Here is a 22,821-nt window from a genome sequence, read left to right as displayed (position 1 = left end):
CGTTTTTCCCTCTCAAGAAATCAGTTTTTCCAGATCATCGAGGGATAGACGTTTGAGGGCCTCCAGTGATTTAGCCAATTCATCCTGAACGGGCGACATTTCGACGCGCAGCGCTTCGATCCGCGCGCAGAAATCCTTGAGCGTGTCGGTTTCGAACAGCGCCTTGAGCGGCACCTTGTCGCCCAGACGTTCCTGCACCCGGGTCACCACCAATGTCGCCAGCAACGAATGGCCGCCGAGCTGGAAGAAGTTGTCCGCCAGCCCGACCCGCTCGACTTCCAGCACCTCCTGCCAGATCGTGGCGACCTCCCATTGCAGATCGCTTTGCGGCGCCTGGTATTGCTCCTGCGTCGGGCTCTCGCCCAACGCCATCAGCGCCTTGCGATCGAGCTTGCCGTTGGGCGTCAGCGGGATCGCGTCGATCAGGTGCAGATGCCCCGGCACCATGTGCGCCGGCAAGCGACTGGCCAACGCATTGCGCACCCGCTCGGCCAGCGTCGACCGCTCGCTGTCCGGCGCCGCGACGAGGTAGGCATGCAGGTGTTTGCCAGCGGCGCCGTCCTGCGCCAGTACCACCGCTTCGCCGATATCGTCGAGTTCCAGCAGACGCGCTTCGATCTCGCTGAGCTCGATGCGGAAGCCGCGAATCTTCACCTGATGGTCGGCGCGACCGATGTACTCGATGTTGCCATCGTCGCCCTGGCGCACCAGATCGCCGGTGCGGTACAGGCGCTCGCCATTGCTCGCGTAAGGATTCGGCACAAAGCGTTCGGCGGTCAGCGCGGCGCGGCGCAGATAGCCGCGCGTCACCCCGGCACCCGCCAGGTACAGCTCGGCCGCCACGCCCTCGGGCAGCGCCTGCAACTGACTGTCGAGCAGGTAGGCCACGGTGTTGTCCAGCGGCCGGCCAATGTTCGCCCGGCCCTGCGGTGTGCGCAGGGTGAAGGTCGAATAAGTGGTGTCCTCCGACGGCCCGTAGAGGTCGTAGACCTGCTGCACCTGAGTGCTGGCGTAGAGTCTGTCGACCAGACTCTGCTTGAGCGGCTCGCCGGCCAGATTGATGGTGCCGACTGAAGTCGGGATCTGCCCGGCCCGTTGCAACGCGGCAATCGCCGACGGCACAGTGTTGATCAGGGTGACCTGCTCGCGCGCCGGCAAATCCGTCAGCGCCAGAGCGTTGTCGGCCAGCACCAGGCAGCCACCGCAGGCCAGCGTGACGAAGATTTCCCACACCGACAGATCGAAGCAGATCGAGGTCGAGGCCAGCACACCGCGCAATTGTTCTTCGCGATAGACACCCGCTGACCACTGAATCAGCGCCGACAGATTGCCGTGGCTGATGGCTACGCCTTTCGGCTTGCCGGTGGAGCCGGAGGTGTAGATCACGTACGCCAGATTGTCTGCCGCGAGATTAACCAGTGGCGCAGCATCCGGGTATTCGCTGGCGACGTTCTCGTCCACCAGCAGCACCTGCGCACTCAAGGTTTCGGGCAGCATCGCCAAGGCCGCTGGCTCAGTGAGCAGCACCGCCGCGCGGCTGTCGTCGAGCATGTGCAGCAAGCGCTCCTGCGGGTAATCCGGGTCCAGCGGCACATAAGCGCCACCGGCCTTGAGGATCGCCAGCAAGCCGACCAGCATGTCCGGCGTGCGGCGCATGCACACGCCGACGCGCACTTCCGGCCCGACGCCCATGCCTTGCAGCTTGTGCGCCAGACGATTGGCCCGGGTATCGAGGTTTTGGTAAGCGATGGATTGCTCAGCGAACAGCACCGCGTTCGCCTGTGGCTGTCGTTGCACTTGCGCGGCGATGTGCGCCAGCACCGTGCGTTGATCCGGCGTGGTAACCGGCGCCTTGCCCCACTCGATCGCTTGTTGCCGTTGTGGCTCGGCGAGCAGTTGCAGCGCGCCCAGCGGCTGCGTGGCGTCGGCGAGGAACTGCTCGAGCAGGCCTTGCAACTGCGCACTCAACGCGCGGATCGCTTGAACGTCGAAGCTGGCCTGATCGAAACTCACGCCCAGACTCAGCTCGCGGCCGGTGACCGCGACCAGCGTCAGCGGATAGTTGGTCTGCTCCTGCCGGCGGATTGCCGAGAACTTCAGACCCGTCTGCGGTCCCTGCGCCAGCGCTTCGGCCATCGGATAGTTCTCGAACACCAGAATGCTGTCGAACAATGCCCCGGCACCCGCCCCGGCCCAGCGCTGAATATCATACAGCGGCGTGTGTTCGTGCTCGCGCAAGGCCAGATTGAGGTCTTGCACCTGTTGCAGCCATTGGCTGACGCCGATCTCCGGCGATGGCGCCGCCACCACCGGCAAGGTGTTGATGAACAGACCGATCTGCTGCTCGACGCCCGGCAAATCCGTCGGCCGCCCGGCGACCGTCGCGCCGAACGCCACGTGATCCTGGCCGGTGTAGCGCTGCAACAGCAGCAGCCACGCCGCTTGTACCAGCGTGTTGAGGGTGACTTTCTGCTCGCGGGCGAAGCGGTTCAGTTCGGCGGTCAGCGGTTCGCTGAACACATGCTCGTGATCGGCATAGCCACTCGCCGTTTGCCTGACCGGCATGGCACTGGCCAGTCGCGTCGGCTGTTCAAGGTCCGCCAGCGCTGCGCGCCAGAACTGTCGACTGGCCTGCTGATCACGCTGGCCGAGCCATTCGATGTAATCGCGATAACGCCCCTGCCCTGCGCTCGGCGCGATGCCGGCGTAACGTTGCAGCACTTCGCCGAACAACTGCGAAGTGCTCCAGCCGTCCATGAGGATGTGATGGCAGGTGTAGATCAGGTGATGAGTGTGCTCATCGATGCGCACCAACGTCACGCGCAACAGCGGTGCGTCGAGCAGATCGAAACCGTTGTGCAGATCTTCAGCGGCGAGATGATCAAGCGCGGCATCCAGGCCAGCGCGACCGCGCCAGTCCTGCACCTGCCACGGCATCTGCACACGGCTGCGGACCACCTGCACCGGCGCGGCGGCATCCTGCGGCCAGACGAACGCCGTACGCAGAATATCGTGGGCTTCGAGGGTCTGCTGCCAGGCCTGGTGGAAGCGCTCGGCGTCGAGCTGCTCGACGTCGACGCGCAGCTGATTGGTGTAAGCCGGACTGTCCGGCTCGTTGCGGCTGTGGAACAGAATGCCTTGCTGCATCGGCGACAGCGGGTACAGATCGACGATGTCACGCGGCGCAATCGGCAATGCCGACAGCTGCGCCTGGGTCAGGTTGGCGAGGTTGAAATCCGAAGGAGTCACGCCACCTGCGCCGCTCGCGCAGCAATGTTCGATCAGGCGTTGCAGTTCGCGGCGATAGGCCTCGGCCAGCGCCTCGATGGTCTCGGCGCGGTACATGCCGGTGCCGAAGGTCCAGGTCAGTTCCAGCTCACCGCCGAGAACCTGTCCGTCGACGCTCAGCCAATTGCCCAGCGGTGCCTGTCCATCCTGATTGGCGCCAGTGCCGTCGCTGCTTGGCAAGAACAACGCGCCCTGCTCAGCGCTGAACGCGCCGTCGAACTGGCCGAGATAATTGAAGGTTACCCGTGGTTGCGCCAGCGTCTGCAACTCGGCAGCACGCGTGAGGTAACGCAGCACGCCATAACCGATGCCTTTGCCCGGCACGGCGCGCAGTTGCTCCTTGATCGCGCACAGCGACGCAGCGGGACTCGTCTGCGGGGTCAGGCGCACCGGGAACAGGCTGCTGAACCAGCCGACCGTGCGGCTCAGGTCGATGTCGTCGAACAGGTCTTCACGACCATGGCCTTCGAGCTGGATCAACACCGAAGGCTGCTCGCTCCAGTCACACAGCACCCGCGCCAATGCGGTCAGCAACAGGTCGTTGATTTGCGTGCGGTAGGCCGCCGGGGCGACTTTCAGCAGTTTGTCGGTCAATGTCTGGCTCAGGCGCGTACTGGCGCGGGCGGCCTGGGCGCGGGTCTGGCTGTCCTCGGCGAAATCCCGTGGCAGTGCCGCGTCAGCCGCCGCCAGGGTCTGGCGCCAATAAGCGCTTTCGGCCGCCAACGTTTCGCTCTCTGCATAACGATGCAACTGCTCGGCCCAGTTGTGCAACGAACTGCTCTGGCTTGGCAACACTGGCGCCGTCCCCGCCGCCCATGCGTGGTAAGCCTGCTGCAAGTCGTCCAGCAGAATGCGCCACGACACGCCGTCGACCACCAGGTGATGAATCACCAGCAACAAGCGCTGCTCGGCGTTCGGCAGGTTGACCAGCACCGCGCGCAGCAAGTGCCCGCGTTGCAAATCCAGGCTGCGCTGCGCTGCGTCGGCCACGGCCGGCAAGGCATCGAGGCTGTCCAGCTCGCGAACCCAGAGCAATTCGGCATCGCGCTGAGTCTGCGGCAACGCCTGCCAGCTATCGCCCGACTGCACGAAACTCAGGGCCAAGGCCTCGTGCTGTTCTACCAACGCTGCCAGCGCCGTACGCAGATGCGCGGCGTCCAGCGCCAGGGTCGGTTGCAACATCACCGACTGATTCCAGTGCTGACGCTGGGCAATCGGCGTCTCGAAGAAGCGCACCTGGATCGGCAGCAACGGCAACGGCCCGCGAGCCACTGGTGCCGCGACGGCAGCCGGTTTGGCTTCGATCAGTCTGGCCACAGCAGCCAGTTGGCCGATGGTCTGTTTTTCGAACAACTGCTTGGGGCTGAGCTTGATGCCCTGGCGCTTGGCCCGGGCGATGATCTGCAAGCTGAGGATCGAGTCGCCGCCCAGTTCAAAGAAGTTATCGCTGCTGCCGACCCGCTCAAGCTTGAGCACCTCAGCCCAGATCGCGGCCAGTTTCTCTTCGATCTCACCGACCGGCGCGACGAACTGCTGGCTGACCACGCCGGGCACTGGCAAGGCACGCTTGTCGAGTTTGCCGTTGGCAGTCAGCGGCAGCTTTTCCAGCAACACTAACTGTGCCGGCACCAGGTAATCCGGCAGCCGCGCCTGCAATTGCTCGCGCAGCTCCTGCGCCTGCACCTTCGCGCCCACTGCCGGCACGCACCACGCCAGCAGTTGCAGGCGCGCCGGATCGTCATCCAGTGGCAGCGCGAGCACGGCGGCTTCGCTGACGTCATCGAGGCTGAGCAACACCCGCGCGACTTCCGCAGGCTCCACACGGTAGCCGCGAACTTTGACCTGATCGTCGGCACGACCGATGAACTCCAGCGCCTGCTCGCGGTTGCGCCGGACCCGGTCGCCGCTGCGGTAGACCCGCGCACCCGGTATGCCGAACGGATCGGGCAGGAAGCGTTCGGCGGTCAGCGCCGGCTGATTCAGGTAGCCAAGGGCAACGCTGTCGCCGCCGATGTACAACTCACCGGCAACCTGATCGGCCACCGGGTTGAGCACATCGTCGAGCACATAGACATGGGCACCGGCCAACGCCGTGCCGACCGGAACACTGCGCGCCTGCGCGGGGAGTTCTTCGACCTCATGGGTCAGCACACCCACGGTGGTTTCGCTAGGGCCATAGTGATTGATCAGGCGACAGCCCGGTTTAAGTTGCTGCACACGCTCGACCAGTGCCGGCGAACAGGCTTCGCCGCCGACGATCAGTGCGTGTTCCGGCAGCACATCCGCAGGCTTGGCCGCCTGCAACAGCGCGGCGAGATGGCCGGGAACGATCTTCAGCACGCCAACGCGATGGCAGGCCATGTATTCGGCAAAACGATCCGGGTCGAAGCCGAGTTCTTCTGGCAGCACATGTAGCAAACGACCGGAGCACAACGCGCCGAACAGCACGGTGAAGCCAAGGTCGGCGGCGATGGTCGAGACCAGCGCCATGCTCGCCTCCGGCGCAGGAGCCAGACGTTCGAGTACGCCGCGCACGTAACTGCCCAGCGCGCCGTGGCTGACCAGCACGCCCTTGGGTTGCCCGGTGGAACCGGAGGTGTGAATCACGTAGGCCGGCGACTGCGCATACAGCGTCAACTCAGGCGCGGATGCCGGCAGTGACTGCCATTGCCCCTGTGCAAATTCCAGACCCTGACAGCCCTCAGCCGCCAATTCGCTGAGCCGTGCGTCGCCTTCAGCACCGATCAGCGCCCGCGCCTGGGCAGCGCCGAGCATCTGTTGCAGGCGCGCGCTTGGCGCCTTGACGTCGAGCGGCATGTACACCGCGCCAGCCTTGAAAATCGCCAGCAGGCAAGTCAGCCAGTCCAGCGAACGCTCCAGCAGCACCGCCACCGGTTCGCCGACACTGACGCCCTGCGCACGCAAATAATGGGCGAGACGGTTGGCTTGTTCATCCAGCGCCTGGAAAGTCACCGTTTGCTTGAGATCCCGAGCGGCCAGCGCCAGCGGCTGCCGGGCCACTTCACGCGCCCAGTGTTGCAACACCGTCAACGCCGGTTCGCGTTGGCTGGCAAGCGCAGCAGGCCGTGGCGTCGCTACCGTGTGGAGCGGCGCCTGCGGCGAGTTGAGCAACTGTGTAAACAGGTCCAGCAACATCGGCACAAAACCGGCGACCGTTTCCGCCCGATAGAGATCGCTGGCGTAGGTCATCTGGCCGTGGATCAGCGCGCCGTCGTCGGTGATATCCAAGGCCAGATCGAAGTGCGTGCCGTCCTTGGCCAGCGGGTATTCGCCGACAGTCAGGCCGGGCAAGGCCATCGAGCGTTGTTTCTGCATGCCGACGTTCTGGTTGAACTTGGCCTGGAACAGCGGGTTGTGGCCCAGGGTGCGTTCGGCGACCAATTCGTCGACGAGTTGCTCGAACGGCAACTCCTGATGTGCCTGTGCGCCGAACGCCGCTTCACGCACCTGCGCGAGCAAATCGGCGAAACTGCCGCGCTCATCGACCTGGCAACGCAGCACCTGGGTGTTGACGAAGAAACCGATCAGTCCCTCGACTTCGGCGCGGCCACGGTTGGCATTCGGCACGCCGACACGAATGTCGCGCTCGCCGGCCAGACGCGAAAGGAACAGCGAGAACCCGGCCAGCACCAGCATGAACAGGCTGATGCCCTGGCTGCGGGCGAAGACGTTGAGCTGTTGCGACAGGTCGGTGCCGAAATCAAAGCTCAGGGTCTGCCCGGCGAAGCTCTGGGTCGGTGGTCGGGCAAAGTCCGCTGCCACTTCCAGCAGCGGATGCTCGTCGCCCAGTTGCTGACGCCAGTAGTCGAGCTGGCGTTCGCCCTCGCCGGCCTCCAGCCAGCGCCGCTGCCAGATCGCATAGTCGGCGTATTGCAACGGCAGCGCCGGCAATTGCGGCTCGCGCTGCAGGCTGAACGCCTGATAGCACTGCACGAATTCCTTGACCATGACGTCCATCGACCAGCCATCGGAGACGATGTGATGCATGCTCACCACCAGCACGAACTCATCGTCGGCCAAAGCAAACAGGCTGGCGCGCAACAGCGGGCCGTGGCGCAGATCAAACGGTTGCGCGGTGACGTCTTGTACGTGTTGCGCGAGCAGTTCTTCGCGCTCTTGCGCGGCGGTGCCGGTCAGATCGAAGCGTTCCAGCGCAATACTTTGTTGCTCGAGAATCAGCTGATGCGCTTGATCACCGTCGGTGTGAAACACCGTGCGCAACACTTCATGACGCGCCAGCAGATGATCGAACGAGCGGCTCAGGGCTGACTCATTCAGCGAACCTTTGAGACGCAAGCCAGCGGCCATGTTGTACGCGGCGCTCTGCGGTTCCAGTTGCCAGAGAAACAGCAGGCGCTGCTGGGCGAACGACAGGGGAATCTGCGCGCAGTCGTGGCGGCTGACCGGCAGCGGCAGCAGGCTGAAATCCTTGCCCTCCTCGCGCAATTTGGCCAGAAACAGCCGACGCTGTTCCAGCGGCAAGCCGACGAACCTTTTTGCAATACGTTCCGCCATCGTGCCGCTCATACTTCTTCTCCTTGCAAAGCATTCATGAACTGATCCAGGTCGGACCAGTCGTCGTCGCCGCTCGCCTCGGCCAGTTGCCCGAGCACCTCGGCGAGATCCGCCAGCAGCGGTTTTTCGAACAGGCTGCGCAGCGGCAGCACCACGCCCATCTGCTCCTTGACCCGGGCAATCACCTGCGCGGCCAGCAACGAATGGCCGCCCAGCTCAAAGAAGTGATCGTCCAGGCCCACACGCGGCACGTGCAGCACCTCGGCCCAGACCTGCGCCAGACACTGCTCGGCCGGCGATTGCGGGGCGCGGTAATCGCCCTGCAACTGCGCAGGATCCGGCGTCGGCAAGGCCTTGCGGTCGAGCTTGCCGCTCGGCGTCAGCGGCAGGTTCGCCAGCAACAGCAGATGCCCCGGCACCATGTAATCCGGCAGGCTGGCTTGCAGCGCAGCGCGGGTCTGCTGACGGAATGCCGCTTGCGTCGCCGCGCTGGCGAGCACCGCAGGTTCTGTCACCACGTAGGCGACCAGTTGCGCGCCGCCCGCGAATGGCACCGCCAGCACCACCGCTTCGCGAACGCCCGGACATTGCTGCAGGCGCGATTCGATCTCGCCCAGTTCGATGCGAAAGCCACGAATCTTCACTTGATGATCGACCCGGCCGACGTACTCCAGCGCGCCATCGCCGCGCAGCCGCGCACGATCGCCGGTGCGGTACAGGCGCTGACCGTCGGCGAAAGGGTCGACAATGAACCGCTCAGCGCTGAGGCTCGGCTGACGGTGATAACCGCGCGCCAGCCCCGGCCCACCGATGTACAACTCGCCCACCGCGCCTTGCGGCAGCAGGTTCAGATCATCGTCGAGCACGTACAGGCGACGCGCTGCAAGTCCGTGGCCGATCGGCATGCCACGCCACGACACGTCCTGCGCGGTCAGCGCGGTGCAGTCATGAATCGTCGAGACCACCGTGGCCTCGGTCGGGCCGTAGGTGTTGAGCAGGCGCACATGGCCGAGCCCGGCCTGTTGCCACAAGCGCAAACCGTCCACCGCCATGGCTTCACCGCCGACGTGAACCTGCCGCAGCGCGCCGAAACTTGCCCGCGGTTTCGCCGCATATTCCTGCACCAGCCAATACCAATAAGCCGCTGGCAGATCAGCCAGGGTAATGCCCTGATCGATGATCACCTGATGCAGCGTCGCGCTGTCCCACAACGGCGCATCGCGCATGACCACGCTGGCGCCATGGCACAGCGGCGGGAAAAACTGCTCGACGAAACCGTCGAAACTGCTGGTGGCAAATTGCAGAACCCGGTCGCCTTCACGCAAATCGCTGTAGTCGATGGCGCGGGCAATGAACTCGCTCAGCGCGCCATGACTGACCGCCACGCCTTTCGGCCGCCCGGTGGAACCCGAGGTGTAGATCACATAAGCGAGGTTGTCGGCTTCGACCGTGACCGGCAGGTTGCCGCTCTGCTCGCTGGCAGGCAGCTGCTCCAGACACAGGCATTCGATGCCGTCGAGCGGCGGCAGGCTGGCGAGGCTTTGCCGGTCGCCGAGCAACAGTTTCAGGCCGCTGTCAGCGAGCACATGGCGCAAGCGTTCGGCCGGCGTCTGCGGATCCAGCGGCACATAGGCACCACCGGCCTTGAGCACCGCCAGCAGCGCCACCGCCAATTCCAGCGAACGCCCCAGCGCGACGCCGACCAGCACGTCCGGGCCGACACCCTGTACGCGTAATTGATGGGCCAGACGATTGCTGCGGCTGTTGAGTTCGTCGAAGCTGAATGCCGGCGCAGGCGCAGTGGCCAACCGCACCGCCGGCGCTTGCCCAGTGCGCGCGACCTGCGCTTCGAACAGGCTTTGCACGCTAATGAAACGAGGCGCTGGCGCGGTGGCCTGGATCATGGCGTGGCGTTCGTCTTCGGCAAGCATCGCCACATCGCCGATCAACTGCTGCGGGTCACGGCACACCGATTGGAGAATGTTGCGCCAATGCCCGGCCAGCGCGGCGATGGTCGCGGCGTCGAAAATATCCGTGGCGTAAGTGAAGGCGGCAAACAGTTGCTCGCCCTCCTCACGGGTGTCGAGCATCAGGTCACTGGTGGCCGCGTGTTGCCGAGCGCTGCCGGCCAGTTGTTCTTCGCTCAGATAGCCCACGCGCAAGCCTGAAGCGAGTTGCGCCTGGTGCAAATCGGTGACCAGCGGCTGGTGGTTGAACATCACTTGAAACAGCGGATTGTGGCTCTGGCTGCGCGCCGGTTGCAGGGCTTCGATCAAGGCGTCAAAGGGCAGATCCTGATGGGCCTGGGCGCCGAGGGCGGCCTGGCGCAGGTTCTGCAGCAACTCGGTGAACGGCGTTTGTGCGGTGACCACGCTGCGCAGGATCTGCGTGTTGACGAAGAAACCGATCAACCCTTCGGTTTCACTGCGGGTGCGGTTGGCGATCAGCCCGCCGACACGAATATCGGTCTGGCCGCTGTAGCGATGCAACAGGGTCTTGAACGCTGCCAGCAACACCACGAACAAGGTTACGCCCTGACGCTGGGCAAGGTTTTTCAGCTCTTCGCGCAGGGCTGCGTCGATCACCGTTTCCAGGCGTGCGCCCTGATGGCTGGACTGCGCCGGATAGGCGCGATCGGTGGGCAATTCCAGCACTGGATGTTCGTCGCCCAGTTGCGTGCGCCAGTAGTCCAATTGCCGCTCGCGCTCGCCAGCCTCGAACCAGCTGCGCTGCCACAGTGCGTAGTCGCGGTAATGCACGCTCAACGGCGCCAGCGTCGGATCACGCCCGGCGACCAACGCGTCGTAAGTGCGCATGAATTCGTCGATCAGAATATTCATCGACCAGCCGTCGGCGATGATGTGATGCAGGGTCAGCAGCAGCACATGTTCCTGCTCGGCCAGGCGCAACAGCCGCAGGCTCAGCAGCGGGCCGTTCTGCAGGTCGAAGGCCTGCGTCGCCTCGGCCATCATGTGCTGCTGCGCCAGCGGCCAGCGCTGGGCTTCGGGCACCGTGCTCAAGTCAGTCACTGGCAGTTTCAGCGGCTGCGGTTCGGCCACGCGCTGGAAGGCCCGCTCGCCATCCTGGCCGAAGGTGGTGCGCAAACATTCGTGGCGCGCCGCCAGACGGCTGAAGGCCTGCTCCAGTGCCTCGACTTGCAACTCACCATCCAGACGCACAGCCATCGGCAGGTTGTAGGCGGCGCTGGTCGGCTCCAGTTGCCAGAGAAACCACATGCGCTGCTGCGCGTAAGACAGGCCGTCACGCTCGGCGATGCCGTCGCAGGCGGTCATGGGCAGCTGCGCAAAATCGATGCCTTCGCGGGCCATGCCGGCGAGGAACAGACGGCGTTTGTCCTGGGGCAATTCGATAAAGCGGCGGGCTAGTTTCTGTGCGTCTGCGGCATTCATGCGTGGAGTCCTTGCTGATCGGCGGCGTGACCTGGAGACCCGGTCGTATCAACAAGAACGAATGGCCCGCGCGATGATTTAGCGCGCCAGCGGCAATCACGGCCCGACGGTTCAAAGGCCAGACAGACAAATGCCGAAGCCGGTACAGGCCCGGATTCGGCATTTGAGTTGAAGGGTTGCGAACAGGTCAGCGCACGTCCTGCGAATGCCCCTCGGCCATGGCCACGATGACTTTGCGCGGCCCTTCGAACGGTGAGCGCGCGTGAGCCGAGAGCATGTTGTCGAGCATCAGCACATCGCCCTCCTGCCAGGGGAAACTGATCGCACAGTCGTCGAGCACCGCGCGAATCTGCGCCAGCACTTCGTCTTCGATCGGCGAGCCGTCGCCGTAGTAGACATTACGTGGCAGGTCTTCTTCGTCGACGATGTCGAGCAAGCTTTCGCGCACGTCCGCTGGCAGGTTGGAGATGTGAAACAGGTGCGCCTGATTGAACCAGACGTGGTCGCCGGTCACCGGATGCACCGCCACCGCCTGACAGATCTGGCGCGTGCGCAGCTCACCGTCGTCCTTCCACTCGCAGACAATGCCGTGAGCCTTGCAGTAGGCCTCGACGACTTCACGGTCTTCGGTGTTGAACACGTCTTCCCAGGCCACATCGAGGCCATTGCCGAAGTTGCGCACGTACATCAGGCCTTTGCTGACGAAACGCTCGCGGATCGCCACCGGGATGCGCCGGTACACTTCGCGGCTGTCGGCAATCGGCGTCTCACCGCCGGACCTGGCGGCGATCATGCTGTAGAACCAGATCTTCATCGGCCAGTCGCGGGAATAAGCCTGTTCGTTGTGCAGCGGAATGCTTTGGTGCGCCGGGTATTCGGTGGAGGTGTACACGCCTTGGGTGACGTTGGTACGCGGCGTCGAGCCGAACTCGTAGTTGAGCAATGGATGGCCGAAACTCGCGGCAAACTGGCGAAACTGCTCGGCGCCGTCGAGGCGGAAGCCGCGAAACAGCACGCCACCGTCGCGCAGCAGGTGCTCGTCGACCAGCTCCTTCAATTCATCGAATACCGCCAACAGATCAGTGTCGGCATCGCCCGCCTCGATCAACAGCGGCAAGCGTCCGCGCTGCGGCAGCAACGGCCGCACGGAAAACCCCAGAGCAACAGCCATGACTGGCCTCCTGAAAATGATAGATGAGGCGGTCTCAAAACGCCGGTTGCGCGGCCTGCGCATGGCGCCGGTGATGCACTTCCAGATGCGTCTTGATCGTGCGAATGACCCGCGCTTCATGTTCATGAATGAAGAAATGCCCGCCGGTCATCATGTCCACCGAGAAACTGCCCAGGGTCTCTTTGCTCCAGCCGATCAGTTGTTCGGTGGTGGCGCGGTCTTCCTTGCCACCGAGCACGTGCACCGGGCAATTGAGCAAGGGCCGCTCGGCAGGCGTGAAGCGCCCGCACATCATGAAATCGGCGCGCAGCACCGGCAGGGTCAGGCTCATCAGCTCTTTATTGGCGAGGACTTCTTCGCTGGTGCCCTGAAAAGTGCGCAACTGTTCGATGAGTTCTGCATCGCTGCGCGGTTCGGCAAAGCCTCGGTCGTAATCGCTGCGCATGGACGGTGCGGCGGTGCCGGAGGCGAACAGCGCCAGCGGCTCCGGCACACCCAATTCGCGAAAGGCATGGGCCATTTCGCAGGCGAGCAACGCACCGAGGCTATGCCCGAACAACGCATACGGGCCTTGCAGCCCCGGCTTGTGCTCGCGCGCCAGTTGCCGCGCCAGTGCGCGCATGTCGGTTTGCAGCGGTTCATCGAACCGCGCGCCACGTCCCGGCAGTTCCACCGGTTGCAATTGCAGCCACGTCGGCAGTTGACGCCGCCAGCGGCTGTAAACCATGGCGCTGGCGCCCGAATAGGGCAGGCACAGCAATGTCAGCTTGGTCACCGCGCTTTCCTTGAAAAATGTGTCTGCAAGAAAGACGGATCACTCGCCGGACAAATTAGTCGCCCGGTCGCTAAATTCCCCCGCCAGCCGCTCGTTGCCTGTTCAGGAAAAAAACAACAATCGCGAGGGAATCACCGTGGACCTGCAGAGCATTCTGGGCAAGTTGTTCGCCAACGCCGGCGCGGTCGGCATCGAGGGCGTTTTCCAGTTCATCTTCAGCGCGCAACAGGCGTACTGGTACGACATCAAGACCAGCCAGCGCACGGAAATCGGGCGCCATCCAAGCCCGGACGTGACCATCGAAGTGGCGCAAAAGGAATTTCTCGGGATCATGGCCGGCGTGGTCAATGTCGAGGAACTGTTCGCCAGCGGGCGCCTGAAGATCGGCGGCAACATGGGCCTGGCGACGATGTTGCCGCAGATCATCGACCACGCTCGCCAGGGTGGCGGCACGGTGGAAAAGGTTGACATGAACAAGCGCTACCCGACGCCACCGCGCTTCAGCGAAAAGCTCACTGCCGCGCTGCCTCGGCAGACCAGCATCGAACGCCGTGCGCGCGAAGGGTTGAGCCGGCACGAATTCGAAACCCGGTATCTGCCCAACGGCATTCCATTGGTGATCAGCAATGCCCTGCACGACTGGCCATTGTTCAGCCTGAGCCGCGAGGAATCGCTGGTGCATTTCGCTGAACTGCAGGGCATCACCCGCCATGGCGATTATGTGAAGAAGACCTTTTCCACCGAGCGTGATTTCCGCTCGACCTCGATGGCCGAATTCATCGCCTCGCTGGACAGCCCGGCGGTGAAAGGCGCGGACGGCGAGCCGCCGGCGTACATGGGCAACAACATCCTGCCCGCGCAATTGTTGCAGCAGATCCAGTACCCGCCTTACTTCGACGAGTCGCTGTTCATCCCGCCGCGCATCTGGATCGGCCCCAAGGGCACGCTGACGCCGTTGCACCGCGATGACACCGACAACCTCTTCGCCCAGGTTTGGGGGCAGAAAAAATTCACCCTTGCCGCGCCGCATCACCGCGAGGCACTGGGCACTTGGTCGACCGCGCCCAAGGGTGGCCTGGATGGCTGCGATTTCAACCCCGATGCGCCGGACTATGAACGCTTCCCGGCAGCGCGGGAGGTGACGTTTTTGCGGGTGACGCTGGAGGCTGGGGATCTGCTGTTCCTGCCCGAGGGCTGGTTCCATCAGGTGGAGTCGGTGTCGACGTCGCTATCCGTCAACTTCTGGGTCAACTCCGGCCGAGGCTGGTAACCCGATCCCCTGTAGGAGCTGACGAGTGCAACGAGGCTGCGATCTTTTGATCTTGATCTTGATCTTCAAATCCAAAGTCAAAGTCAAAGTCAAAAGATCGCAGCCTCGTTGCACTCGTCAGCTCCTACAACAGGACTGTTATTTCAAGTGACGGAAACTTTGAAACGCGGAAATCAGCACCACCGCCCCCGCCGCAATCGCCAGCCAGAATCCGCTGCGCGCGCCAAACGCATCGACCAGCGCGCCGGAACCGGCGGCGCCGATCGCCACGCCGATGCTCAGTCCGGTCACCAGCCAGGTCAGGCCTTCAGTCAGTTTGGCCGGCGGCACGATGCGTTCGATCAACGCCATCGCCACAATCAACGTCGGCGAAAAAAACAGTCCGGCGATAAATACCGCGATCGACAAGCCGAGGATGTTGCTCGCCAAAAGCAGCGGCAGCGTGGTCACCGCCGTCGCCACGCCGCCATAGAGAAACAGGCGCGGCAGCGGCAGTTTCGAACGCATCGCACCGAAGGCGATGCCGGCCAGGCATGAGCCGATCGCGTACACCGACAAAACAATACTCGCCGCTGCCGGCTGGCCCTGATGTTGAGCGAAGGCGACGCTGACCACGTCGATCACCCCGACGATCACGCCCATCGCCAGCATCAAGGCCAGCAGCCATTGCACGTCGGTCGAGCGAATGATCGAGCCCCGATGCTGCGACTCCTGCGCGTGCACGGGCGGCTCGGTGCTGCGCTGGGCGACAAACGCCGTCACGCCAATGGCCAAGGCCAACAACGCCGCCAAAGGCCCGGCCTCGGGAAACACCGCGACCGACAAGCCCACCGACAGCGGCGGCCCGACGATAAAACACACTTCGTCGAGCACCGACTCCAGCGCATACGCCGTCTGCAATTGCGGCTGGCCACGGTAGATTTCAGTCCAGCGCGCCCGCACCATCGCCGACATGCTCGGCATGCACCCGGCCAGCGCGGCGAACACGAACAACGTCCAGTCCGGCGCCTGCAAACGCGTGCACAGCAGCAACATCAATAAACCGCCGCCACCGGTCAGCGCTGCGATCGGCAGCACCCGCCCCTGCCCATAACGGTCCACCAACCGCGATACCTGCGGCGCGCAAAACGCCGTGGCCAAGGCAAACGTCGCCGCCACCGCCCCCGCCAGCGCATAACCGCCGTTCAACTGCGCAAGCATGGTGATCAGGCCGATGCCGGTCATGGAAATCGGCATGCGCGCCAGCATCCCGGCCAGCACAAACGCACGGGCACCGGGGGCGGTGAACAATTCGCGGTAGGGATTTGCCATCGATTGCAGCCTCATCAGGGGCGGCCAAGTTGCCATAGCCTTGAATGCCGTGGAAGCGCGCAATTGTTAGCGGTCTGTGAAGGCCCCTTCGCTCGCACATTCGAAATGCCGTCCCTCGGTGGGAGCGAGCCTGCTCGCGAAGGGGCCGGCGCAATCACCGCATCCAGCAAATGAACTCTCAGCGTCTGCCATCAGTCAGCTACTTAAGTCTCTGGAACCAAGGCGCGAATCGTCATGCAGATTTCCCTCGCTCATCAGGTGGCGCTGGTCACGGGTGCCAGCTCCGGCATCGGCCATGCCGCAGCTAAAGCACTCGCTGCGGCCGGTGCTGCGGTCGTGATCAACTACAACAGCAGCGCTGAACCTGCGGAAGAACTGGCCGCGCAAATCAACGCCAAGGGCGGCAAGGCCCTCGCTATCGGCGCCGATGTTTCGAAAGAGGACGAGGTCGAGCGGCTGTTCGCCGAGACCGTCGAAGCCTTCGGCTCGCTGGACATTCTGGTGGCCAACTCCGGTCTGCAAAAAGACGCTGCCGCCGTGGACATGACCCTCGACGACTGGAACACGGTGATCGGCGTCAACCTCACCGGGCAGTTCCTCTGCGCACGGGCGGCGTTGCGGATTTTCCAGCGTCAGGGCGTGCGCGAAGGCGTGTCGCGCGCGGCGGGCAAGATCATTCACATGAGTTCGGTGCACCAGCGCATTCCATGGGCCGGGCATGTCAATTACGCGGCGTCCAAGGGCGGCGTCGATCAATTGATGCAGAGCCTCGCCCAGGAAGTCAGCCACCAGCGCATCCGCATCAACAGCATCGCGCCCGGTGCGATCAGCACGGCTATCAACACAGAAGCCACTGAAGGCGCGGCCGGCGACAAACTTCTTGAGCTGATTCCGTACGGGCGCATCGGCGATGTCGAGGATGTCGCCAACGCAGTGGTTTTCCTCGCTTCCGACCTGTCCGATTACATCGTCGGCACCACCCTGTTCATCGATGGCGGGATGAGCCTCTATCCGGAGTTTCGCGGCAATGGCTGAGCCTGAAGTGGAACAACAAAGTCCCATCGGTGCCCACGGCATCATCGGCGACATGCGCAGCGCCGCACTGGTCAACGACAAGGGCAGCGTGGATTTTTTCTGCTGGCCGGAGTTCGACAGCCCGACGATCTTCTGCTCGCTGCTCGATACCCCTGAAGCAGGGATTTTCCAGCTCGCGCCGGACTTGCCGGATGCGCGCCGGGAACAGATTTATCTGCCCGACACCAACGTCTTGCAGACCCGTTGGCTAAGTGAGCACGCAGTGGTGGAAATCACCGATCTTTTGCCCATCGGAGACGATGTCGACGCCCTGCCGCTGCTGATGCGCCGGGTGCGCGTGGTCAGCGGCTCGGCGACGTTCAATCTGCGTTGCGCGGTGCGCCACGACTATGGCCGCGCCGACACCCGGGCAGAAATGGACGAAAAAGACGTAACGTTCCACGCCGCTGGCCAGCCGTCGATACGCCTGGCTTCAGATCAGGCACTGCAAATCGATGCGCAAGCGGCCGTCGCGCAGTTCACCCTCAAGCACAATGAAACCGCCGCGTTCATGCTCGGCGGCAGCGACGATCCGCGTTTTGCCGAAGGCGCCGGCGAGTTGTGCATGGAGCGCACCCTGAAATACTGGCGCGGCTGGATCGGCCAATCCAACTATCGCGGGCGCTGGCGGGAAATCGTCAATCGCTCCGCCCTCGCCCTGAAACTGCTGACCTCGCGTCGCCACGGTGCGATTCTCGCCGCCGCCACCTTCGGCCTGCCGGAAACTCCCGGCGGCGAGCGCAATTGGGATTACCGCTACACGTGGATCCGCGATGCCTCGTTCACCGTTTACGCGTTCATGCGCCTGGGCTTTGTCGATGAAGCCAACCACTACATGCAATGGCTGCGCGGACGGGTGAGCGATTGCTGCGGCAAACCAATGAAACTCAACATCCTCTATGCCATCGACGGCCAGCAGGAATTGCCGGAAACCGAACTCACGCACCTGTCCGGTCACGGCGGCGCGCAACCGGTGCGCATCGGTAACGGCGCTTATGACCAAATCCAGCTCGACATCTTCGGTGAGCTGATGGACGCCGTGTATCTGGTCAACAAGTACGGCGACGCCATTTCCCACGAAGGCTGGCGGCATGTCGGCGAAGTGGTCGATCAGGTCTGCGAAAACTGGCAGAGCGAAGATGTCGGCATCTGGGAAATGCGCGGTGAGACCCATCATTTCCTGCACTCGCGGCTGATGTGCTGGGTGGCGTTGGACCGGGCGATCCGTCTGGCTTCCAAACGTTCGCTGCCGGCGCCGTTCGCCCGTTGGGATGACACCCGGCAAGCGATCTACACCGACATCTGGGAAAACTTCTGGGACGAAGAACGCGGGCATTTCGTTCAGTACAAGGGCGGCACCGCACTGGATGGCTCGATGCTGCTGATGCCGCTGGTGCGCTTCGTCAGCGCCAAGGATCCGCGCTGGCTGTCGACTCTGGAAGCAATCGAAAAAACCCTGGTGCGTGACGGCATGGTCTATCGCTATCGCAACGAAGACGCCAACATCGATGGCCTCAGCGGCACCGAAGGCGCGTTCGCCGCGTGTTCGTTCTGGTACGTCGAATGCCTGGCCCGCGCCGGCCAGGTGGAAAAAGCCCACCTGGAGTTCGAGCAATTGCTGCGATATGCCAATCCGCTTGGGCTGTACGCCGAAGAGTTCGACAGCCACGGGCGGCACCTGGGCAACACGCCGCAAGCGCTGACGCATCTGGCGTTGATCAGTGCGGCGAGTTTTCTTGATCGCAAGCTGAGTGGCGAGAAGAGTTCCTGGCAGCCGTAGGGCTGTTTTTTCGTCAGCGCATGTCAGACCTATCCCTGACTGGACGGGATTTTTCCACAACGGGCCTGCCCGCCAGCCAACGGCAACAGGCCCATACCCAACGTGAAACCTGCACGGCGGTTATGTCTGGCGACAGTCTGTGTAAAAACTGCTCCTACATACGCCACACACGTTACGTTGAAACGCTTCCCGCAACGTACGCTTACACGGCGAAATACCTTGTTGCCAGCCGTTACATCCACACCTACCATCCAACGCAACGGGCACAGCGGAGCTGTCCAACCACACCCGAATTCAAGGAACCGGAATGCCTCACCACGTCCAGCGCAGCATCGCCTCCCCTCTTCGCAGCGGACTGACTCGCACCCAGCTCTGGGAAGCCGCCGACAAAGGCCTGATCAAATGTTGGGAAATCGGCCGCCAGCGCGCCGAACGCTTTCCCGAACTGGCCCAGCGCTGCCTGGCCGGTGAATTGCCGGTGCTGGGCTGGAAGGGTGGCGTCAGTCGCAGCCTGAAGAAAAACGAGAAGTACGGCTCACTGAAATATCTGGCGCAGTGGCAGGGTCTGCGCGGTGAGGATCTGGATATTGATCTGGCGCAGGAGCGTTCGCTGATGTGTTCGCGGACGAAGATGAAGGTGACGTTTACGCCGGATCGGACGAAGTATTTCAATCAGATCGCGGAGCTTGAGGCTTAGCCGTGCGGAAGTCCGGGCGGTAGCAATCCGGGTACAGGGCACAGACGCCGTACTGGGCGTCCAGATCGGCCATGTGCTGGTAGAACTGCTCGATTTCCCAAAACGTTTCATCCGCAACGGTCATCAGGTAGAAGTAACTGAGCTGATGGTCATTGGGCAGCACCAATGGAAACTCTGCCAGCGCGTCCATCCTCGGGGCATTGGCCAGCGCCGCGAGCATTGACGTCGGTGCCAGGGATAATTGCTCGAAGTACTTCTGCTTGTATGCCGCCAGACCGATGGCTTCACCTTTTGCTCTGGCATCGATAAGTTGCGCAAGGTTTGCACGGCGCTGCTCCCAGTACGCCGCCGGCAGGTCTACATTCATTTGTTGCTTATGGCTGGCCAATGCCTCATCGGCGCTGAGCTGGCGTTGCGGTTCGCCCGGCACGGTAGCGGATCGTGCGTCCAACTCCTTGAAGGACAGCATGATCGTCGACTTGGCAAACATGCGCTCCATCAGTTCACGGCGCTGCGGGGTGTCCGGCAATGCCGGTGGCGGCGATGCGCAACCGGTCAGCATCACGACAAGTGCCAACATAACAAGCAGCGTTTTGAGTGACATGTATCGTCCTTGAAGCCAGTCGACAGAATGAGCTGCGCAGTCTATCCGATGGTCTAGGGTTTGGAAGACGTTTGCACGGAGTTGACAGTCATGATTCAGTCAGTCCTTACGCCTTTTCTGACCATTGCCTACGAACAGCACGGTCCGAACAACGGCGCCCCGGTGATTCTGCTCCACGGCTTCCCCTATTCCCCGCGCACCTTCGACGAAGTCGCCCCGGCGCTGGCCGCGCGAGGCTACCGCGTCATCGTGCCGTACTTGCGCGGTTACGGGCCGACCCGGTTCAACAGTGCGCAAACCCTGCGCTCCGGCCAGCAAGCTGCGATGGCGCAGGACTTGCTCGATCTGATGGATGCGCTGGGCATCGAACAGGCCACGCTTTGCGGTTATGACTGGGGCGGTCGGGCAGCGTGTATTGTCGCGGCGTTGTTTCCGGCGCGAGTGCGCGGGCTGGTCAGCGGCGACGGCTACCTCGTGCAGGACATCGCCCATGCGAACCAGCCGTTGGACCCGGAAGACGAGCATCGGCTCTGGTATCAGTACTATTTCCACACGCCGCGTGGCGCCGAGGGCCTTAAGCAGAATCGCCGGGAGTTGTGTCAGTTGCTCTGGCGGCTGTGGTCGCCGACATGGGCGAGAAAGGACGAACGCTACCCGCTGACCGCTGGCGCTTTTGATAATCCTGACTTTGTCGACGTGGTGATTCATTCCTATCGGCATCGCTTCGGCTACGCCCCGGGCGATCCAGCTCTGGAGTGGATGGAAGAAGCGCTGGCCACAAAGCCGGTGATCAGCGTGCCGAGTATTTCGCTGTGCGGTGGCGATGATGGCGTCGGCCCGCCTTCGCTGATTGATGAAGATGCCGAGCATTTCAGCGGCTTTTATGAGCGGCGCGTGCTCGCGGGTGTCGGCCACAACATTCCCGAAGAAGCGCCGCAGGAAACCCTCAAGGCAATACTGGATCTGCTGCAACGCTGACCGAAAACCGCTCCCGATAAGCCTGCGGCGTCACGCCAATCGCTCGCAAAAAACTGCGCCGCAGCGTCTCTTCGCTGCCAAACCCGCAATTGGCGGCGATGCGTTTCACCGGCAAACCGGTATCGCTGAGCAGTCGCCGCGCGGTTTCGACGCGGATCAATTCGATCGCCCGCGCCGGGGTCTGGCCGGTGTCGGCGCGGTAGTGGCGGATGAAGCTGCGTTCGCTCATGCCAGCCTGTTCGGCGAGGGTCGGGATGCCGAGGTCGCAGGTCAGGTTCTCGGCGATCCAGGCGTGCAGTTCATCGAAGCGGTTGCCCTGTTGTTGCAGCGACAGCGTCACGCTGAACTGCGACTGTCCGCCCGGGCGTTTCAGGAAGACGACCAAGTGCCGGGCGACGTCGAGGGCGATGTCGCGGCCGAGGTCTTCTTCGACCATGGCCAACGCCAGATCGATACCGGCCGTGACCCCGGCGGAAGTCCATACCGGGCCGTCGTTGATGAAAATCGGGTTGGCTTCCACGTGCAGATTGGGATGTTGCGCGGCCAGTTGCTCGCAGCGCGTCCAGTGCGTGACCACGCGGCGACCATCAAGCCAGCCGCTGGCCGCGAGCAGAAAGGCCCCGGTGCATACCGAAGCCACGCGCCGGCAGTGAGTGCCGTGCTCGCGCACCCAGTCGACCAGTTGCGAGTCTTCGGCGGCGGGATAAATGCCCCAGCCGCCGGCGATGATCAAGGTGTCGCTGGGCGTTTTTGGCAAGGGTTCGGCGAGCACCGCCAACCCCGCCGATGACATCACCGCCCCACCGCCGCTGGCGATCACGCTCGGCGCATAGGGTGTGGGCAAACCGCGCTGGCGAGCCAGATCGTTGGCCGAGGCGAACACCTGCAGCGGCCCGGTGACATCGAGAATCTGCATGTTGGCAAACGCGAGGACGTGAATGGCTTTGGGCATTTGGCGTAATTCGTGGGGTGATTGGCGTATGCGCCAGAACCTACCCGCCTACAGTGAAGTCGTCCACTTCTTTCAACGGAGCAAGAACGATGACGCTGCAGATCGGTTTTCTGTTATTCCCGCAGGTTCAGCAACTCGACCTCACCGGCCCCTACGACGTCCTCGCCTCGTTGCCCGGCGTGCAGGTCCACCTGATCTGGAAGGATCTGATGCCAGTGACATCCAGCACCGGGCTGCTGCTGAAACCGACTACGACTTTCGAGGATTGCCCGGATCTGGACGTAATCTGCGTACCCGGCGGTGGCGGCGTCGGGCCGTTGATGGAAGATCAGCAGACGTTGGACTTCATCAAACGCCGGGCCGCCCAGGCACGTTACGTAACCTCGGTGTGCACCGGCTCGCTGGTGCTCGGCGCGGCGGGCCTGCTGCATGGCAAACGTGCGACCACGCACTGGGCCTATCACGAGTTGCTGCCGACGCTGGGCGCGGTTGCGGTGAAGGATCGGGTGGTACGCGACGGCAATCTGTTTACCGGTGGCGGAATCACTGCCGGGATCGATTTTGCCTTGGTGCTGGCGGCGGAACTGGTCGATGCCGACACAGCGCAACTGGTGCAGTTGCAACTGGAATATGCCCCGGCACCGCCGTTCAATGCCGGCAGCCCGGACGTGGCACCGAGTGCGGTGGTCGATGAAGCGCGGTTGCGCGCGGTGCCGTCGTTGAAGCTGCGTACCGAGATTACCGAACGCGCAGCGGCCAAACTGGGCCTGCGCTGATATCCAGCCGAATGCAAAACCTGTGGGAGCGAGCCTGCTCGCGAAGGCGGAGTGTCAGGCGCCAGTGACGTCATCTGGAAGACCGCATTCGCGAGCAGGCTCGCTCCCACATTTGATTTGTGTCTGGCATGACTGCCACACCTTCACTTGTCCCACCTCCCTCGCCCGTGTAGAAAGCCCCTTCCAGAAATCTCGCACA

Annotated in this window: 13 protein-coding genes; 6 read left to right on the top strand and 7 right to left on the bottom strand. The window is 63.2% G+C overall.

The features are described from left to right. Positions 1–12: 12 nt before the first annotated feature. The 4 genes from AB4O12_RS03665 to AB4O12_RS03650 all read right to left on the bottom strand — a co-directional run bounded on the left by AB4O12_RS03665 (position 13) and on the right by AB4O12_RS03650 (position 13,180). Positions 13–7,836: an amino acid adenylation domain-containing protein gene (locus AB4O12_RS03665; protein WP_460060360.1), complete on the bottom strand. Its 7,824-nt coding sequence runs from the start codon at positions 7,834–7,836 to the stop codon at positions 13–15. After that, complete coding sequence (locus AB4O12_RS03660) at positions 7,833–11,234, bottom strand: amino acid adenylation domain-containing protein (protein WP_460060358.1); 3,402 nt, start codon at positions 11,232–11,234, stop codon at positions 7,833–7,835. The genes AB4O12_RS03665 and AB4O12_RS03660 overlap by 4 nt, the downstream gene beginning before the upstream one ends. 187 nt (positions 11,235–11,421) lie before the next feature. Next, a complete protein-coding gene (locus AB4O12_RS03655; protein WP_305382577.1) occupies positions 11,422–12,405 on the bottom strand; it encodes a TauD/TfdA family dioxygenase in 984 nt (327 codons plus the stop codon). A gap of 34 nt (positions 12,406–12,439) precedes the next feature. Further along, positions 12,440–13,180, bottom strand: a complete 741-nt coding sequence (locus AB4O12_RS03650; RefSeq protein ID WP_056784290.1) for a thioesterase II family protein — start codon at positions 13,178–13,180, stop codon at positions 12,440–12,442. Between the two features lie 136 nt (positions 13,181–13,316). Here AB4O12_RS03650 and AB4O12_RS03645 point away from each other — a divergent pair, with 136 nt between their 5' ends. Beyond that, complete coding sequence (locus AB4O12_RS03645) at positions 13,317–14,450, top strand: cupin-like domain-containing protein (RefSeq protein WP_460060357.1); 1,134 nt, start codon at positions 13,317–13,319, stop codon at positions 14,448–14,450. A gap of 138 nt (positions 14,451–14,588) precedes the next feature. Here the strand turns inward: AB4O12_RS03645 and AB4O12_RS03640 are convergent, their stop codons facing one another. Then, positions 14,589–15,761: an MFS transporter gene (locus tag AB4O12_RS03640; protein WP_130927409.1), complete on the bottom strand. Its 1,173-nt coding sequence runs from the start codon at positions 15,759–15,761 to the stop codon at positions 14,589–14,591. Positions 15,762–15,995: 234 nt separating this feature from the next. On the opposite strand from AB4O12_RS03640, the gene AB4O12_RS03635 reads away from it, so the two are divergent. The 3 genes from AB4O12_RS03635 to AB4O12_RS03625 all read left to right on the top strand — a co-directional run bounded on the left by AB4O12_RS03635 (position 15,996) and on the right by AB4O12_RS03625 (position 19,312). After that, positions 15,996–16,796 carry a glucose 1-dehydrogenase gene (locus AB4O12_RS03635; RefSeq protein WP_252869101.1) on the top strand — a complete coding sequence of 267 codons (801 nt, stop codon included), beginning with the start codon at positions 15,996–15,998 and terminating at the stop codon, positions 16,794–16,796. Further along, positions 16,789–18,615, top strand: a complete 1,827-nt coding sequence (locus AB4O12_RS03630) for a glycoside hydrolase family 15 protein (protein ID WP_460060355.1) — start codon at positions 16,789–16,791, stop codon at positions 18,613–18,615. The genes AB4O12_RS03635 and AB4O12_RS03630 overlap by 8 nt, the downstream gene beginning before the upstream one ends. A gap of 307 nt (positions 18,616–18,922) precedes the next feature. Further along, a complete protein-coding gene (locus AB4O12_RS03625) occupies positions 18,923–19,312 on the top strand; it encodes a hypothetical protein (RefSeq protein ID WP_130928540.1) in 390 nt (129 codons plus the stop codon). On the opposite strand, the gene AB4O12_RS03620 is transcribed toward AB4O12_RS03625, so the two are convergent. Further along, positions 19,284–19,892, bottom strand: coding sequence for a hypothetical protein (locus tag AB4O12_RS03620; protein WP_241664637.1), 609 nt, complete (start codon positions 19,890–19,892; stop codon positions 19,284–19,286). The two genes, AB4O12_RS03625 and AB4O12_RS03620, sit on opposite strands and share 29 nt — an antisense overlap. 114 nt (positions 19,893–20,006) lie before the next feature. On the opposite strand from AB4O12_RS03620, the gene AB4O12_RS03615 reads away from it, so the two are divergent. Next, positions 20,007–20,894 (top strand): alpha/beta fold hydrolase, encoded by an 888-nt coding sequence (locus tag AB4O12_RS03615; protein WP_460060353.1) that lies wholly within the window; start codon positions 20,007–20,009, stop codon positions 20,892–20,894. On the opposite strand, the gene AB4O12_RS03610 is transcribed toward AB4O12_RS03615, so the two are convergent. Continuing rightward, positions 20,863–21,846, bottom strand: a complete 984-nt coding sequence (locus AB4O12_RS03610) for a GlxA family transcriptional regulator (protein ID WP_375123364.1) — start codon at positions 21,844–21,846, stop codon at positions 20,863–20,865. The two genes, AB4O12_RS03615 and AB4O12_RS03610, sit on opposite strands and share 32 nt — an antisense overlap. Before the next feature lie 89 nt (positions 21,847–21,935). Here AB4O12_RS03610 and inhA point away from each other — a divergent pair, with 89 nt between their 5' ends. Then, positions 21,936–22,622 carry an isonitrile hydratase gene (gene inhA, locus AB4O12_RS03605; RefSeq protein ID WP_460060351.1) on the top strand — a complete coding sequence of 229 codons (687 nt, stop codon included), beginning with the start codon at positions 21,936–21,938 and terminating at the stop codon, positions 22,620–22,622. Positions 22,623–22,821: the final 199 nt, after the last annotated feature.

The organism is Pseudomonas sp. S2_A05 (assembly GCF_054668485.1).
The sequence above is the reverse complement of the archived record's forward strand: the minus strand, read 5'-3'. Positions and strand labels throughout refer to the sequence as shown.